The sequence below is a fragment of the Delftia sp. NA_296.1 genome, assembly GCF_052692095.1.
The window spans coordinates 11,630-26,532 of the sequence record NZ_JBQZGF010000003.1; the positions used below are offsets into that span (position 1 = coordinate 11,630).

Genomic DNA, 14,903 nt, shown 5'->3' on the forward strand with positions numbered 1-14,903 from the left:
TCCCGCCATGCCTTCCAGGAAATCCCATGCACTCCACCGATGCCGATGACCCCCAGGCCGGCCTCGGCCCCATTGCGCAGACGCTGCAGCCCATCCGCGCGCAGCTTGTTCTTGCCGCGCTGCTGTCGTTTGCGGGCGCCGTGCTGGCGCTGGCGCCGCTGGCGGGCATTGCCCACATCGCGCGGCTGGCGCTGGCCGATGGCGGCATGGTGGCGGCCGATGCCTGGCGCGTCATCGCGCTGTGCCTTGTCTGCCTGTTCGCGGGTATGGCCCTGGTGTCGGCGGGCGAGCTGGTTGCCCATCTGGCCGACAACCGCCTCACCCACGGGCTGCGCCTGTCGGCCATGCAGCGGCTGGCGCGCGTGCCGCTGGGCTGGTTTACCGAGCGGGCCTCGGGCCAGGTCAAGCAGGCCATGCAGGACGACGTGGCCACCCTGCACGAACTGACTGCGCACTTCTACACCACGGTGGGGCGCGGCGCGGGCACGGTGGCCGCTTCTACGGTCTACCTGGTGGCCATGGACTGGCGCATGGCCCTGGTCTCGGCCCTGCCGTTCGGCATCTTCTTTCTGGTGATGCGCCATGCCATGCAGGCCAGCGGCGCCCACATGCCGGCCTTTGGCGCGGGGCTGGCGCGCATCAACAACGCCGTGGTGGAGTTCGTAAACGGCATTCCCGTGGTCAAGGCCTTTGGTGCCAGCGGGCGCGCACATGGCAGCTACCGCGAGGCCGTCGATGGCTTTACCGACGCCTTCCTCGGCTTTGCGCGCCCGCTGGTGTCGGCGCGCGCCAATGCCAATGCGTTGATCGCGCCCGTGGCCGTGCTGGGCGTGGTGCTGGCCTTCGGCACGCTGTTCACGGCCCTGGACTGGATGGCGCCCGTGGACGTGCTGCCCTTTGCCCTGGTGGCGCCGGGCATCAGCGCGCCGCTGCAGCTGCTCAGCTTCAACCTGCATGCGCTCAACCACGCCACGGGCGCCGCCCAGCGCGTGCAGGCGCTGCTGCGCACGCCCGTGCTGGAGCAACCGGCCGCCGATCAATGCAGGCTGCCCCAAGGCTGCGAAGTCCGCTTCGAAGGCGTTGGCCATGCCTACGAGGCGGGGCATGACGTGCTCAAGGGCATGGATTTCACGCTCAGGCCCGGCACGGTGACCGCCGTGGTCGGAGCCTCGGGCGCGGGCAAGTCCACGCTCGCCCGGCTGTTGCTGCGTTTCTTCGACCCGAACGAAGGGCGCATCACGCTGGGCGGGGTGGACCTGCGGCAGATCGAGACCCGGCAGCTGTACCGCCACCTGGCCTTTGTGCTGCAGGACGTGCGCCTGGTGCACGCCAGCGTGCGCGAGAACATCGCGCTGGGCCGGCCCTCGGCCAGCGCGCAGGAGGTGGAAGAGGCGGCGCGCGCCGCCCACATCCATGAACGCATCGTGGCGCTGCCGCGCGGCTATGACTCCGTGATCGGCGAAGACGCCCAGTTGTCCGGCGGCGAGCAGCAGCGCGTGAGCATTGCGCGCGCCGTGCTGCTGGATGCGCCCGTGCTGGTGCTGGACGAGCCCACGGCCGCTGCCGATGCCGAGAGCGAGGCCGCCATCCAGGAAGCCCTGTCGCGCCTGGCCGCCGGACGCACCCTGCTGGTCATCGCCCACCGGCTGGACACCGTCATGCATGCGGACCAGATCCTGGTGGTGGAGGGCGGAGCCATCCGCGAGCGCGGCCGCCATGCCGAGCTGCTGGCGCTGGGCGGACGCTACGCGCGGCTGTGGGCGCTGGGCGGGTATGCACCACCGCCCACGCAAGCCCAGCCTTCCTCCCCCGCCCTGGCCCCGGAGCTGCCCCCATGCTGAAGGCCCTGATGCAACTGCTGGGCGACGATGCCCGGCTTTTCCGCCGCTATGCCTGGATGGCCGTGCTGCATGGCCTGCTCAGCGGCCTGGTCGTCACCGCTCTTGTGCCCGTGCTGTCGCGCCTGCTGGCAGGCGATGTGCGCGGCGCCGCGGCCTGGCTGGCCGTGCTGCTGGCGGGCGTGGTGCTGTGCTGGACCTGGCAGCGCCAGGTGGAAAAAGCCGGCCTGGGCCTGGGCGCCGCCGTGCTGCGCGTGGCGCGCCACCGGCTTGGCGACCATGTGGCCCGCCTGCCCGTGGGATGGTTCACCCCCGAGAACACGGCCCGGCTCAACCACGTGGTCTCGCAGGGAATGATGGAAGTGGCCCAGCTGCCGGCCCATGTGTTCACCCCCGTGTTCAGCGGCGCCGTGGCGCCCGTTGCCGTGGTGGCTGCGCTGTTTGCCATGGACTGGCGCATGGGCCTGATTGCACTGCTGGCGCTGCCGCTGCTGGCAGGCGTGCTGCTGGTCACCGCGCACCTGGGCCGCCGTGCCGACGAGCGCCTGCAGCGCAGCATGGCCGGCGCCAGCCAGCGCATGGTGGAGTTTGCGCAGGCGCAGTCGGTGTTGCGCGCCTTCAATGGCGAAGGCGGCGGCACGCGCTGGCTGGAGCAGGCCCTGGGCCGGCAGCGCGCATCGGGCGCGCAATCCATCCGCCTGGCGGCGCTGTCGGGCGTGCTCAATGGCTGGGCCGTGCAGGCCGTGTTTGCAGCCCTGCTGGTGGCCGGCGCGCTGTGGTTGGACGAGCGCCTGGGCGGCGTTGCAGCACAGGGCATGGGAATGGAAGCCACCATCCCGGTGATCGTGGCCCTGCTGCTGGCCTGCCGCCATGTCGATCCGCTGCTGGAGGTGGCCGGCTACGCCGACTCGCTGCGCGCTGCGCGCGTGCAGCTCGATGCCGTGAGCGACATCCTCGCGGTCCAGCCGCTGCCCGAGCCTGCCATACCCCACGCGCCGCGCGATGCCTCGGTGGAACTGCGCGATGTGGTGTTCCGCTACGCGCCGGGCCAGCCCGAGGTGCTGCGCGGCCTGAGCCTGCGTGTGGAGCCGGGCTCGATGACGGCGCTGGTGGGCGCCTCCGGCTCGGGCAAGTCGTCCGTGCTGCGGCTGATCGCGCGCTTTTTCGATGTGCAGCAGGGCAGCGTGCTGGTGGGCGGCATGGATGTGCGCCAGATCGCGGGCGAGCGGCTGGCCGGGCAGATCAGCCAGATCTTTCAGGACAGCTACCTTTTTCAGGGCTCCATTGCCGACAACATCCGCATGGGCCGCCCGCAGGCCAGCGATGCCGATGTGATGGAGGCCGCGCGCCAGGCCGGCGTGGCCGAGATCATCGAGCGCCTGCCGCAGGGCCTGGACACGCCGGTGGGCGAGGGCGGGGCGCGCCTGTCGGGCGGCGAGCGCCAGCGCATCGCCATTGCCCGCGCGCTCATCAAGGATGCGCCCATTTTGCTGATCGATGAGGCCACGGCCGCGCTGGATGCCGAGAACCAGGCGGCCATCGCCCAGGCGCTGGCGCGGCTGCGCGGCCGGCGCACGCTGATCGTGATTGCCCACCAACTGTCCACCGTGGCCATGGCCGACCAGATCATCGTGCTGGACCAGGGCTGCGTGAGCGAGCAGGGTACGCCGCAGCAGCTGGCGCAGGCGCAAGGCCTGTATGCGCGCTTTCTGGCGCGGCGGCGCGCCGCCAAGGGCTGGCGCATTGCGGGAACGCGCACGGGAACGGCCACAGGCACGGGCGAGGACCTCCGTTGAGCGAGCTTGCGAAGCCAAAGACAGGGACGCAGGCCCCGCGCCTGGCGCCGTGGCTGCTGCCCTTTGCCGCGCTGTGCTGCGCGTCCGTGCTCATCGGCGCGCGGCAGGTGGACTGGGGGCAGCTGCTGTCGCTGTCGGGCGATGCCTGGCTCACCCTTACGGCCAGCCGCCTGCCGCGCCTGGCAGCGCTGGTACTCACGGGCGTAGGTCTGTCGGTGTGCGGCGTGGTGCTGCAGCAGATCGTGCAGAACCGCTTTGTGGAGCCTGCTACCTGCGGCGGGCTGGATGCGGCCAAGCTGGGCATTCTGGTGTCGCTGACGGTGGCGCCCGCCTCGGCCTTCACCTCGGGCGCGTGGGGCGTGGCCTGGCGCATGGTGTTCGCGCTGGTGTTCTGCCTGGGCGCCAGCCTGCTGTACGTGGCCATCATCCGCCGCATGCGCCTGCGCAACCTGGTGCTGGTGCCCGTGGTGGGCCTGATGTACGGCAGCGTGCTCAGCGCCATCGCCGAGTTCTGGGCCTTTCGCCACAACCTGCTGCAAAGCATGCAGGGCTGGCTGCTGGGCGACTTCTCGCGCATCGTGCAGGGGCACTACGAAATCATCTACCTCATCGTGCCCATCGTGGTGCTGACCTATGCGTTTGCGCACCGTTTCACCGTGCTGGGCATGGGCGAGGGCATGGCCACCAGCCTGGGCCTGAGCTATCCGGCCCTGGCCACACTGGGCCTGGTGCTGGTGGCCGTCACCGTCTCGGCCACGGTCATCACCGTGGGCGCCATTCCCTTCGTGGGCCTGGTCATTCCCAACCTGGTGGCCATGCGCTGCGGCGAGAACCTGGGCCGCACCCTGCCCATCGTCGCGCTCAGCGGCGCCTCGCTGCTGCTGGCCTGCGACATCGTGGGCCGGCTGATCATGCACCCCTTCGAGGTGCCGATCGGCCTGACGGCGGGTAGCGTGGGCGGCGTGCTGTTCCTCGTGCTCATCCTGCGCAGGAGGCCGTGATGCGCAAGGCCTTGCCTCAGACAACTGCATGGATTGCGGCTGCCGTGGTTGCCGTCGCGCTGGCGGCCTGCTTCGTGCTGCTGGGCTCGGGGCTGGACTTCGGCTACGTCATTGCACGGCGGCTGACGCGGCTGTCGGCCATCGTCATCGGCGGCATCTGCATTGCGCTGTCGTCCATCGTCTTCCAGACACTTGCGGGCAACCGCATCCTCACCCCCGCCATCATGGGTTACGAGGCGGTCTACCTGCTGCTGCAGGCGCTGCTGGTGCTGGCCATGGGCGTGCAAAGCCTGGTGGTGCTGGGCCCCAGCGGCAACTTCTGGCTGTCGGTGGCCTGCATGCTGGGCTACTCCTGGGCGCTGCACCGCTGGCTGCTGGGTGGGGGCCGGGACAACGTGTACTTCCTGCTGCTGCTGGGCCTGGTGCTGGGCATGGTGATAGGCACCTTCACGCAGTTCGTGCAGCTGCGCATCAGCCCCGGAGAGTTCTCTGTGCTGCAGGGCTACAGCTACACCTCGTTCAACCGCGCCCGGCCCGCGCAGCTGCTGTGGTCGGCGCTGATCGTGGCCTTGGCCTGCGTGATCGTGCGGCGCAGCCTGCCCGTGCTGGATGTGCTGGCCCTGGGGCGCGAGCAGGCCATCTCGCTGGGCGTGCACTACCAGCGCCAGCTGCGCCTGCAGCTGGCGCTGATTGCCGCGCTGGTGGCGGTGTCCACCAGCCTGCTGGGGCCCACGGCCTTCATGGGCATCTTCGTGGCCCACATCAGCTATGCGCTGGCGGGCACGGCGCGCCACCGCGTCACGCTGCCGCTGGGCTGTGCCGTGGCCGTGTCCATCTTCCTCGCGGCGCAGCTGGCGGTGGAGCATGTCTTCAACTACCGCACCTCGGTGGGCATCCTCGTCAACCTGGTGTGCGGCAGCTACTTCCTCGCGCTCATGGTGCGCGGGCGCGGCCGGGCCTGAGCCGGCCCCCGGCCTCCCAAAAACACCCAACGCAATGCATCCCATTTTTCAGGAGAGAAAGCCCGTGACCCGTCTGTTCCGCGTTCCCCATCACGCTCCCATGTTGGCCCTGGCTGCTGCCCTGGCCCTGTCGGCCTGCGACCGGCCCGCCAACCCGTCGACCCAGGCCGCAGCGCCGCAGGCGGCGGGCGCCGGCGAGTTCAAGCCCGTCACGGTGCAGCACCAGCTGGGCACGACGGTGGTGGAGCGCCCGCCGCAGCGCGTGGCCGCGCTGGACATGAACGAGGCCGACTTCCTCGACCAGCTCGGCGTGCCCATTGCCGGCATGCCCAAGGACTTCGTGCCCCACTTCCTGGCCCGGTACAAGGACGATGCCAACGTGCAGGACCTGGGCTCCATCGTCCAGCCCAACCTGGAGCGCGTGCATGCGCTCAAGCCCGACCTGGTACTGATCTCGCCTATCCAGGCCAGCGCCTACCAGGAGCTTTCGGGCTTTGCGCCCACCGTGCATTTCGACGTGGACTTCAGGAACAGCGGCACCCGGCACCTGGACACCGTGCGCGATCACCTGCTGACCCTGGGCCGCATCTTCGGCAAGCAGGACCTGGCGCGCGCCAAGGCGGCCGAGATGGACGACAAGGTGGCCCAGGCCCGGCGCGCCACCGAAGGGCGCAAGGAGACGGCCCTCATCGTCATGCACAACAACGGCGCCTTCACCTCGTTCGGGCCGCAGTCGCGCTACGGCTTTGTCTTCAACGCGCTGGGCGTCAGGCCCGCCAGCACGGCGGCCGAGGCCGACCTGCACGGCCAGCCCATCTCCAGCGAATTCATCCAGCAGGCCAACCCGGACATCCTCTACGTGATCGACCGCACGGCCATCATGCAGCGCCGCCCCGGCATGGACGCCGCAGGCATGGACAACCCGCTGCTGCGCCAGACCAGCGCCTGGAAGAACAACCGCGTGGTCTTCGTCGATTCAGAGGCCTGGTACGTCACGGCGGCCAGCGTGACCTCGGTGAAGCTCATGGTCGATGACGTGCTCAAGGGCTACGGCGATGCGCCGGCAGCGGGCGCGGGCCCGGTGGCAACTGCGGTTGCAAATTGATCGCATTCTCGATTGAGGGTTTGGCTTTCTCATTCGGAAGACAAGGTGAAACACCCAACGCCTACCCGAACCGAAAGGAGTCCCGCATGGCACTACGCCATCCATCCCGCCCCGCACAGAACGGCGCATCGCGCGCCCTGCCGCACCCGGCCTTTGCCTCCAGGCACACGGCCATCGCCGTGCAAATGCTCTGCATGGCGGGCCTGGCACTGGGCGGCCTGGCCGTGGCCATGCCGTCCGCGCTGGCGCAGGCGGCTGCCCAGGGGGCCGCATCTGGAGCAGCCTCCGGGGCGGCACCCGGCGAGGTCCGCCGCGCCTTCAACATCCCCGCCGGTCCGCTGGGCCAGGCGCTCAACGCCTTTGCCGCAGCGGCCGGCGTGGAACTGACGGTGGATTCCAGCCTGCTGCAAGGCCGCAGCAGCTCAGGCCTGTCGGGCAGCTACAGCGTGGCCGAAGGCTTTGCCGAGCTGCTGCGCGGCCAGGGCCTGCGCGCGCTGCGCGAAGCCAACGGCAGCTACACCCTGGGCCGTGACCGCAACGCCGCAGCGCCCGTGGAGGGCGGCGTGCTCCTGCCCGCCGTCACCGTGCGCGCACAGGCTCAGCAGGCGCCCGAAGCCTATGCCGGCGGCCAGGTATCCACAGGCGGCCGCATGGGCCTGCTGGGCGACAAGGACTTCATGGAGACGCCCTTCAACACCATCAGCTACACCGAGAAATTCATCGCCGACCGCCAGGCCCGCGACATCACCGACGTGATCTCCGCCGCCGACCCCACCGTGTTCAGCACGGGCATGACCGGCATCATCAGCGAGAACTATTCCATTCGCGGCTTCAGCTCCAGCATCGGCGATGTCACCTTTGGCGGGTTGTTCGGCGTGGCGCCGTTCTACCGCGCATCGCCAGAAATGTTCGAGCGCGTGGACGTGCTCAAGGGCCCATCGGCCCTGCTCAACGGCATGCCGCCCGGCGGCTCGGTGGGCGGCACGGTCAACCTCGTGCCCAAGCGCGCGGGCGATGAGCCGCTCACGCGGCTGACCACCTCCTTCATGTCCGATGCGCAACTGGGCGCCCACGTCGACCTGGGCCGCCGCTTTGGCGAGCGCAAGCAGTTCGGCATCCGCTTCAACGGCGTGCTGCGCGACGGCGACGGCGCCGTGAACCACCAGGAAAAGGAAACCCGGCTGGCTTCGCTGGGCCTGGACTGGCGCGGCGACCGTGCCCGCCTGTCGGCCGACCTGTACAGCAGCGATGACCGTACCGACGGCCTGAACCGCGGCATCAACCTGGCCGCAGGCCTGCCCGTGCCCAGGCCGCCCAAGGCCGACACCCTGCTCAACCCGAGCTGGGCCTTCTACGACACCAAGGACAAGGGCGCCATGGTGCGCGGCGAGCTTGACCTGGGCGACCGCGTCACCGCCTATGCCGCCGTGGGCACCAGCAAGACCCGGTACCGCTCCACGGGCGCCTACCTGATCCAGGTCTTCAACACGGCCGGCGACTACCGCACCAACCTGGCCGACCTGGGATTCGAGATGGACAAGAAGTCGGCCGAGGCCGGCCTCAAGGGCAAGTTCCAGACGGCCGGCGTGGGCCACCAGTGGGCGCTCAACGCCACCTACTACACGCATACCGACAAGCAGTTCGGCCGCCGCAACGTGCTGGCCCAGGACTGGATCACCAACATCTACAACCCCATCTGGGGCCCGGCCACCAGCTTCAACGCGCCCCCGATCTCGCGCACCGAACTGCGGCTGACCAGCATCGGCGTGGCCGACACCCTGTCTTTTGCGCAGGACCGCGTGCAGCTCACCCTGGGCCTGCGCCGCCAGCAGGTGCTCAGCGACACCTTCAACGTGGCCACGGGCGCGCGCACCTCGCGCTATGACCAGGGCGCCACCACGCCGGCCGCCGCGCTGCTGGTGAAGGCCAGCGAGCGTGTCTCTGTCTACGCCAACTACATCGAAGGCCTGAGCCAGGGCGCCACCGCACCCATGACGGCGGCCAACGCGGGCGAAGTGTTCGCTCCCTACAAGTCCCGGCAAAAGGAGCTGGGCCTGAAGCTGGACCTGGGCGACTTCGCCCACACCTTCAGCCTCTACGAGATCCAGCGCCCCAACGGCTACACCGATCCTGTCTCCAACGTCTTCTCCTTCGGCGGCGAGCAACGCAACCGGGGCGTGGAATGGGGCTTCTTCGGCAACGTGGCCACGGGCGTGCGCCTGATGGGCGGCATTGCCTACGTACAGCCCAAGCTCACCCGCACGGCAGGCGGCGTGAACCAGGGCAAGCTGGCGGCGGGCGTGCCCAGGCTGCAGGGCAAGCTGGGCGTGGAGTGGGACGTGCCTGCCCTGCAGGGCCTGACGCTGACGGCCAATGCCACCACGGCATCCAGGCAGTACATCAATGCCGACAACTCGCTGTCCGTGCCGGGCCGCACCGTGTTCGACGTTGGCGCGCGCTATGTGACCACGGCGGCCGGCCACCCGCTCACGCTGCGCGGCAGCATCACCAACGTGGCCAACAAGGCCTACTGGGCCACGCCGCTGTGGACCAGCCTGGGTCTGGGCGCACCGCGCACTTTCATGCTGTCGGCCACGGTTGATTTCTGAGCGATGACACGGCGCCTTGCCGTAGATCAAGCCGAACCCGAGCCGGGCCGAGCCTGCGCTGCCGCCCTGCGGGCTATAAACTAGCCCGATGGGGCGGCGAGCATGCCGGCCCGCTCACCCGCCCACCCTCCATTACCAGGATGACAGACGCCTATGGACAGCCGCAATGACAGCATGGACCTGAGCGACGACAGCGTGTTCGAGAGCGCTGCGGAGCTGTTCCGTGCCATGGCGGCGCCCGTGCGCCTGAAGATCATCAGCGTGTTGTGCCATGGCGAGAAGAACGTGACCGAACTGCTCGCCGACATCACCACCACGCAGCCCAACATGTCCCAGCACCTGAACACGCTGTACCAGGCCGGCGTGCTGGGCCGGCGTCGCGAAGGCGTCAGCATCTACTACTTCATCGCCAACGCGCAGGCGGCGCAGATGTGCCGCGCCATCTGCGCCCAGGTCGCCATCGCGCAGGGCTGAGCGCGGCAGACCCGCAGGCGGCAAAAAGGGATCTCAAGGGGACCCAAGGCGACTCGGCTAGGATGCCATCCATGCCGCCCACACCCACCCTGGTCCAGCCCCTGCCGCTCGATGCCGACGGCATCCTCGCGCTGGCAGCGCGCTCCATGTTCCAGCTGTTCTCCACCATGAGCCAGGGCATGTTCCTGGCCGACAGGGCAGGGCGCATCGTCTGGGTCAACGAGGGCTACCAGCGCTTCCTGCCCGACCTGGGCGTGGCCTCGGTGGACGACTTCCTGGGCCACATGGTCGAGGACGTCATCCCCAACACCCGCATGCGCCGCGTGCTGGAAACCGGCGAGCCCGTACTCATCGACCTGCTCACCAACCGCGCCGGCACCTTCGTGGTCAGCCGCATCCCGCTCAAGGACGATGCGGGCGCGGTCATCGGTGCCATCGGCATCGTGCTCTTCGACCAGCCGGAGACCACGCTGCAGCCCCTCATCAGCAAGTTCGCCGTTCTGCAGCGCGACCTGGACGAGGCCCGGCGCGAGCTGGCCGCCCAGCGCAACCGCAGCCTGCGCGTGGCCGTGCAGGGCGAGCGCCGCGCCAAGTACAGCTTTGCCAGCTTTGTAGGCAGCAGCCCGGCGGCCGTGGAGGTCAAGCGCCAGGCGCGCCGCGCGGCCCAGTCGCTCAGCCCCGTGCTGCTGCTGGGCGAAACCGGCACCGGCAAGGAACTGCTGGCCCATGCCATCCACGCGGCATCGGCCCGCACCGGCGGCCCCTTCGTCACCGTCAACATCGCCGCCGTGCCGGATGCCTTGCTGGAGGCCGAATTCTTCGGCGTTGCCCCCGGCGCCTACACCGGCGCCGACCGCAAGCCGCGCGACGGCAAATTCAGGCTGGCCGACGGCGGCACGCTGTTCCTCGACGAAATCGGCGACATGCCCCTGAACCTGCAGGCCAAGCTGCTGCGCGCGCTGCAGGAGGGCGAGATCGAACCGCTGGGCTCCAACCAGCTCGTGCGCTTTGACGTGCGCGTGGTCGCCGCCACCTCGCGCGACCTGCCGCAGATGGTGCGCGACGGCCGCTTCAGGGAAGACCTTTTCTACCGCCTGCACGTGCTGCCCATCCGCGTGCCGCCGCTGCGCGAACGCAGGCGCGACATCCCGGCCCTGGTCGAAGTCCTCTCCGAAGAACTGGCCCTGCGCAACGACATGCCCCCGCCCGAACTGCTGCCCGACGCCCTGGCCCTGCTGGCCGGCCAGACCTGGCGCGGCAACATCCGCGAGCTGCGCAACGTGCTGGAGCAGGCCGCCATGCGCAGCGAAGACACCGCCATCAACGCAGAGCAACTGCGCGAAGTGCTGCGCTCATCCGGCGTGGAACCCGCCGCCCCCGCGCCGGGCCCCGAGACTGCACCCGCCCCGTCCCCTGCCCACAACAGCCCCGCCGACACCGACCTGCTGCGCCCCCTGGCCCAGCAGGTGGCCGAGCTGGAACGCAAGGCCATCACCGCCACCCTGGCCGCCAACAGCGGCAACAAACTGGCCACGGCGCGCCAGCTGGGCATCTCGCGGGCCACGCTGTATGACCGGATGGCGGTGCTGGAGCTGCAGGGCTGAGTCACCCGCCGCCTGCAGGCCGTACTGTGGCCAAGAGGCGGGGTGATTCCTCCCGCTCCCAATCCCGGAACCAAGCCCGTGAACATGAAAAACCTCCTCACCCGCCTCAAGACCGCATTCAGCAAGCCCGCCCCCGAGCCCGCTCGCCAACAGGAACGCCAGCAAACCCAGTACCAGCCGCACGAAACCCAGTCGGATGCCGCAGAAGACGAAGTACTCATCAACGCCTACTGCACCGTCTGGGACCTTCCCGCGCTTGACTTTGCGCACACGCTGGCCGGGCGCCGCGATCTTGCGGACCCTGAGCTGGCGCCCCATCTTTCCGGCTTTGTCGGCTATGTGCTGGGGCGCGGCGATGGGCAGATGACGCGCAACCGCTACCACGCCATGCGCCACATCCAGCGCGTGCAGCAGCACCTGAGCCTGGGCATTGCGCCGGCCCAGCTCGATGCCTTTGCCGGCTGGGCGCAGCGCGCCAACGCCATCGCCTTTCTGACGGACGGCAGCATTCGCGATCCGCAAGGCCGCATCCTGCTGGATGCCAACGGCGCCGAGCCTGATGACCAGGCTGCGCTGCCCTATCCGCAGCAGGCCTGGCAGCGCAAGCAGCGCAGCGAGCAGGCGCTGGCGCAGCGCGGCTTCACGCCAGCGGCCAGCCTGCCGCCGCTGATCTCCGAGCCCGAACTGCGCATGCGCGCACCTGATGAGATCGCCGCCCGTGCCTTTGCCCTGCTGGCCGTGGCCGTGCGCGCCGAATCACTGAACGAAGCACTGAACGAAACACTGAACAGTGGCGAACCGCTCACGCCCGAGCAGCTGTTCCAACGCCTGCCGGCCGCCCAGGCCGCGCTCACCCCCAACGAGCGCGAATTCATGGCCACTGCCCAGCCCTCCGAAGAGGCCATCGCCAAGTTCGGCTGGCGCTACGAAGCCGCGTACTTGCTGGAATGGGCGCTGGGCCTGGTCGATACGCTGCCGTTCCCCGACGCCATCTGCGACGTGCCGCTTACCTCGCGCACCCTGCTGCAGGCGGGCGACCTAAAGGGCGCCCTGCATGCCGCACGCATGCGGCCCGACAGCGAAATCCTCGACGCCCTGGACCAGCACTACCGCCTGCACTGGATCGTGCGCCAGGCCCAGGTGCAACAGCAGCCCGCGCCCGCCGGGCTGAGCGCCGACGTGCTCATGGAACGCCACCATGCGCTGAACTGGCTGGTGCGCTTCGAAGGCAATGACTGGGATGACGTGGATACGCCGACCTGAGGCGTGCTGCGCAGGGCGCCTGGCTGCCGCGGCCACAGCTCAACCCCCGCCCAACTGCTCCAGCGTGATGCACGCCAGCCACCTGCATCCATCCAATGGCCAGGCGGCGTCATCCGAGATGCAGCGCCCGGCGGCGTCCATCTGGATGCGGGTGACGTGGCGGTTGGCGCCGGGCCTTGAGCGGCGGGCGGGCATGGCCAGCAAGGTTTCGGGCAGCGGCTGCGCTGGTGGATGGGGTTCGAGGCGCGTGAGATTTTTTGCAGAGCGCAGGCGCAGCGGTGATCGCTCCATGCCGATCACCCAGGTCCAGAAGAGCGCGGGGTGGCGAAATCTGTGACCTGGCATTTCCAGCAGCAGCATGGCGCTGCCGCCCCGCTGCATGGCTTGGGCACAACGCAGCGGAGCGAGGGCGGGGAAATTCTCAAGCTGCGCTTTCCAGCCGGGCAGCAGCAAAGCCAGAACCTGCGCCAGCTCTTGCGGGCCGGGCTGTGGCGTCAACTGCAGCGGCAATTGCACCTGCAGCCATGCCCGTTGCCGCAGCACGGCAGCGCATCGCCGTGCACACCACCAGGCGCCCAGCGGATCGGGCAGGCACTGGGCATCGGGAACCGTGGGCAGTGTGGCCCAGCGCGTCTTGCGCGTCTGCGTACCCACCTCGTAGCGCCATTGCGTATCGAAGCGCAGGCCGGGCATGAAGGTACGAATGGGAGACCTGGGCATGTGCATTGCGGCTGCAGATCCACCACCGTCAGGCCGGTGCGGGCCTGGCTGCAAGCGTGACCGTGCCAAGCCACTGGCATGGGTGCCAGGGGCCGCCCGCATCATGCAGGAGGCAGGTCCCGTCGGCTTGCACCTGGATCCGGGTGGCGTACCCGCTGGACCAGGGCAGGGTCGAGCCAAAGGGCAGGGCAAGCAAAGCCTTGGGAGGCGCCATGGCCTGCGTACCTAGTGACGGCAACGTGTCGGACGCAACGCAATCGTCGGTGCACGACAACGGCAGCTCCGGCTCGTACCCCACCACCCAGGCCCAGAAAATGCCCGGCTTGGGCCCTTTGCATTCCGGTGACTCCAGCATCAGCAAGGCACTGCCTCCCTGCTCGATTGCCTGGGCGCACAGCAACGGCGTCCGGGCGCATTCCGCAGGTGCCTGCACGTCCCAATCGGGCAGCAGCACATCAAGGATCTGCGCCAGCTCCTCCACGCCGGGAAGCGGGGGCAGGTGAACGGGCAGCCGCAGGAACAACCAGTGGTGCTGCTCCAGAACCACGGCGCACCGGCGAACGCACCACCAGGTGCCATAAGGGTCGGCCGGGCCAGCAAGGTCGGAGGCCATCGGCAGTTGTGTCCAACTGGTCTTGCCGGCTTCCGCACGCCTTCTGTATTGCCAGTGACCATCAAAGAGCAGGCCGCTGATGAGGCGTTGACCGGGACTACTTGGCTCCAGCGGTATTTCCCGCTCGTACTGCTCTGGCGTGAGATTGGAGTTCTGCATTTCTTCGGGTCAGGAAAAGCCGGTCAGGAAAAGCCGGTCAGGAGAAGCCGCCGTTGATGGCAATGTCGTTGCTCAGTGGCTCCAGCGTGATGGCCGCCGTGCAGCGGTACCGGCTTGCGCGCGCATCCAGGCCATCCACATCACACAGCCCCTCGCCATCCACCGTCACCCTCAAGGCGTGGTTCCATGCCAGGGGCGAGCCGAAGGGCCAGATCAGCAGCGCGCCAGGGCGCCCGGGCATGTCAAAGGCTGAAATGCGCTTGGCACGCTGGAATCTCTCGTGCATTTCCACGCCGATCACCCAGGCCCAGAAAACGGCTTGCACGCCATCGCTCGAATCCTCGGTCTGCAGTTGCAGCAAAGAGCAGCCACCGGCAAGCAGCGCATCGGTGCTGCGCAGCAGCGGCGCCTGTGTCGAGGGGTCATCCAGCACCTTCACGTTCCAGTCCGCAAGCATTGCGCCCAGGGCCAGCGCCACATCGCCACATTCCGGCTGCGCAGGCAGGCCCGAGGGCAGATGCGCGGAACGCCAGGGCCTGCGATTGAGCACTGCAACGCATTGGCGCACGCACCACCAGGCCCGCTGTGGATCTGCTGCAGCCATGCCGCCTGCCCGGGTTGCCGGCAGCCGTGCCCAATAGGCTCGGCCTGAAGGCGTGAGCGCCGAGTAGGTCCACAGTCCGTCAAAGCGAAGCCCTCGGGTGAAGCGGTGGGTGAGGTGCGTGGTCTCAGCCATGTGGGACCTTGTCGTGGTGGACT

General features: G+C 69.0%; 12 protein-coding genes. 9 read left to right on the forward strand and 3 right to left on the reverse strand.

The annotated features are described in order from the left end of the window. The first annotated feature begins 26 nt into the window (after window positions 1-26). The 9 genes from ACUTR7_RS07830 (at window position 27) to ACUTR7_RS07870 (ending at window position 12,652) form a co-directional block, all read left to right on the forward strand. Window positions 27-1,841 carry an ABC transporter ATP-binding protein gene (locus ACUTR7_RS07830; protein ID WP_445608523.1) on the forward strand — a complete coding sequence of 605 codons (1,815 nt, stop codon included), beginning with the start codon at window positions 27-29 and terminating at the stop codon, window positions 1,839-1,841. Next, entirely contained in the window at window positions 1,835-3,634 is a 1,800-nt protein-coding gene (locus ACUTR7_RS07835) for an ABC transporter ATP-binding protein (RefSeq protein ID WP_445608524.1), read from the forward strand. Before ACUTR7_RS07830 ends, ACUTR7_RS07835 begins: the two co-directional genes overlap by 7 nt. Further along, on the forward strand, window positions 3,631-4,635 hold the full coding sequence (locus ACUTR7_RS07840; protein WP_318246471.1) for an ABC transporter permease: 1,005 nt from the start codon (window positions 3,631-3,633) through the stop codon (window positions 4,633-4,635). Before ACUTR7_RS07835 ends, ACUTR7_RS07840 begins: the two co-directional genes overlap by 4 nt. After that, a complete protein-coding gene (locus ACUTR7_RS07845) occupies window positions 4,635-5,597 on the forward strand; it encodes an iron chelate uptake ABC transporter family permease subunit (protein ID WP_445608525.1) in 963 nt (320 codons plus the stop codon). The genes ACUTR7_RS07840 and ACUTR7_RS07845 overlap by 1 nt, the downstream gene beginning before the upstream one ends. Window positions 5,598-5,697: 100 nt before the next feature. Then, entirely contained in the window at window positions 5,698-6,702 is a 1,005-nt protein-coding gene (locus ACUTR7_RS07850; protein WP_198041298.1) for a siderophore ABC transporter substrate-binding protein, read from the forward strand. A gap of 86 nt (window positions 6,703-6,788) precedes the next feature. Further along, entirely contained in the window at window positions 6,789-9,311 is a 2,523-nt protein-coding gene (locus ACUTR7_RS07855) for a TonB-dependent receptor (RefSeq protein WP_445608526.1), read from the forward strand. Between the two features lie 153 nt (window positions 9,312-9,464). Beyond that, complete coding sequence (locus ACUTR7_RS07860; protein WP_013803351.1) at window positions 9,465-9,785, forward strand: ArsR/SmtB family transcription factor; 321 nt, start codon at window positions 9,465-9,467, stop codon at window positions 9,783-9,785. Window positions 9,786-9,856: 71 nt separating this feature from the next. Beyond that, the gene (locus ACUTR7_RS07865; protein ID WP_071954838.1) at window positions 9,857-11,389 is read left to right on the forward strand and encodes a sigma-54 interaction domain-containing protein; all 1,533 of its coding nucleotides are present in this window, start codon (window positions 9,857-9,859) and stop codon (window positions 11,387-11,389) included. A gap of 84 nt (window positions 11,390-11,473) precedes the next feature. After that, window positions 11,474-12,652, forward strand: coding sequence for a DUF4272 domain-containing protein (locus ACUTR7_RS07870; protein WP_445608527.1), 1,179 nt, complete (start codon window positions 11,474-11,476; stop codon window positions 12,650-12,652). A 39-nt stretch (window positions 12,653-12,691) separates the two neighbouring features. On the opposite strand, the gene ACUTR7_RS07875 is transcribed toward ACUTR7_RS07870, so the two are convergent. From ACUTR7_RS07875 to ACUTR7_RS07885, 3 genes are read right to left on the reverse strand one after another with little or no spacing between them, the layout of a single operon-like run. Then, window positions 12,692-13,372 (reverse strand): hypothetical protein, encoded by a 681-nt coding sequence (locus ACUTR7_RS07875; RefSeq protein ID WP_445608528.1) that lies wholly within the window; start codon window positions 13,370-13,372, stop codon window positions 12,692-12,694. 28 nt (window positions 13,373-13,400) lie between these two features. Then, the gene (locus tag ACUTR7_RS07880) at window positions 13,401-14,144 is read right to left on the reverse strand and encodes a hypothetical protein (protein WP_445608529.1); all 744 of its coding nucleotides are present in this window, start codon (window positions 14,142-14,144) and stop codon (window positions 13,401-13,403) included. A gap of 37 nt (window positions 14,145-14,181) precedes the next feature. Then, a complete protein-coding gene (locus ACUTR7_RS07885) occupies window positions 14,182-14,880 on the reverse strand; it encodes a hypothetical protein (RefSeq protein ID WP_445608530.1) in 699 nt (232 codons plus the stop codon). Window positions 14,881-14,903: the final 23 nt, after the last annotated feature.

What these genes read in the sequence shown, in the direction of transcription:
- ACUTR7_RS07850 (WP_198041298.1), top strand. Translation starts at nt 5,698, where the DNA reads ATGTTGGCCCTGGCTGCTGCCCTGGCCCTGTCGGCCTGCGACCGGCCC.
- ACUTR7_RS07830 (WP_445608523.1), top strand. Translation starts at nt 27, where the DNA reads ATGCACTCCACCGATGCCGATGACCCCCAGGCCGGCCTCGGCCCCATT.
- ACUTR7_RS07870 (WP_445608527.1), top strand. Translation starts at nt 11,474, where the DNA reads ATGAAAAACCTCCTCACCCGCCTCAAGACCGCATTCAGCAAGCCCGCC.
- ACUTR7_RS07880 (WP_445608529.1), bottom strand. Translation starts at nt 14,144, where the DNA reads ATGCAGAACTCCAATCTCACGCCAGAGCAGTACGAGCGGGAAATACCG.
- ACUTR7_RS07845 (WP_445608525.1), top strand. Translation starts at nt 4,635, where the DNA reads ATGCGCAAGGCCTTGCCTCAGACAACTGCATGGATTGCGGCTGCCGTG.
- ACUTR7_RS07860 (WP_013803351.1), top strand. Translation starts at nt 9,465, where the DNA reads ATGGACAGCCGCAATGACAGCATGGACCTGAGCGACGACAGCGTGTTC.
- ACUTR7_RS07855 (WP_445608526.1), top strand. Translation starts at nt 6,789, where the DNA reads ATGGCACTACGCCATCCATCCCGCCCCGCACAGAACGGCGCATCGCGC.
- ACUTR7_RS07875 (WP_445608528.1), bottom strand. Translation starts at nt 13,372, where the DNA reads ATGCCCAGGTCTCCCATTCGTACCTTCATGCCCGGCCTGCGCTTCGAT.
- ACUTR7_RS07865 (WP_071954838.1), top strand. Translation starts at nt 9,857, where the DNA reads ATGCCGCCCACACCCACCCTGGTCCAGCCCCTGCCGCTCGATGCCGAC.
- ACUTR7_RS07835 (WP_445608524.1), top strand. Translation starts at nt 1,835, where the DNA reads ATGCTGAAGGCCCTGATGCAACTGCTGGGCGACGATGCCCGGCTTTTC.
- ACUTR7_RS07885 (WP_445608530.1), bottom strand. Translation starts at nt 14,880, where the DNA reads ATGGCTGAGACCACGCACCTCACCCACCGCTTCACCCGAGGGCTTCGC.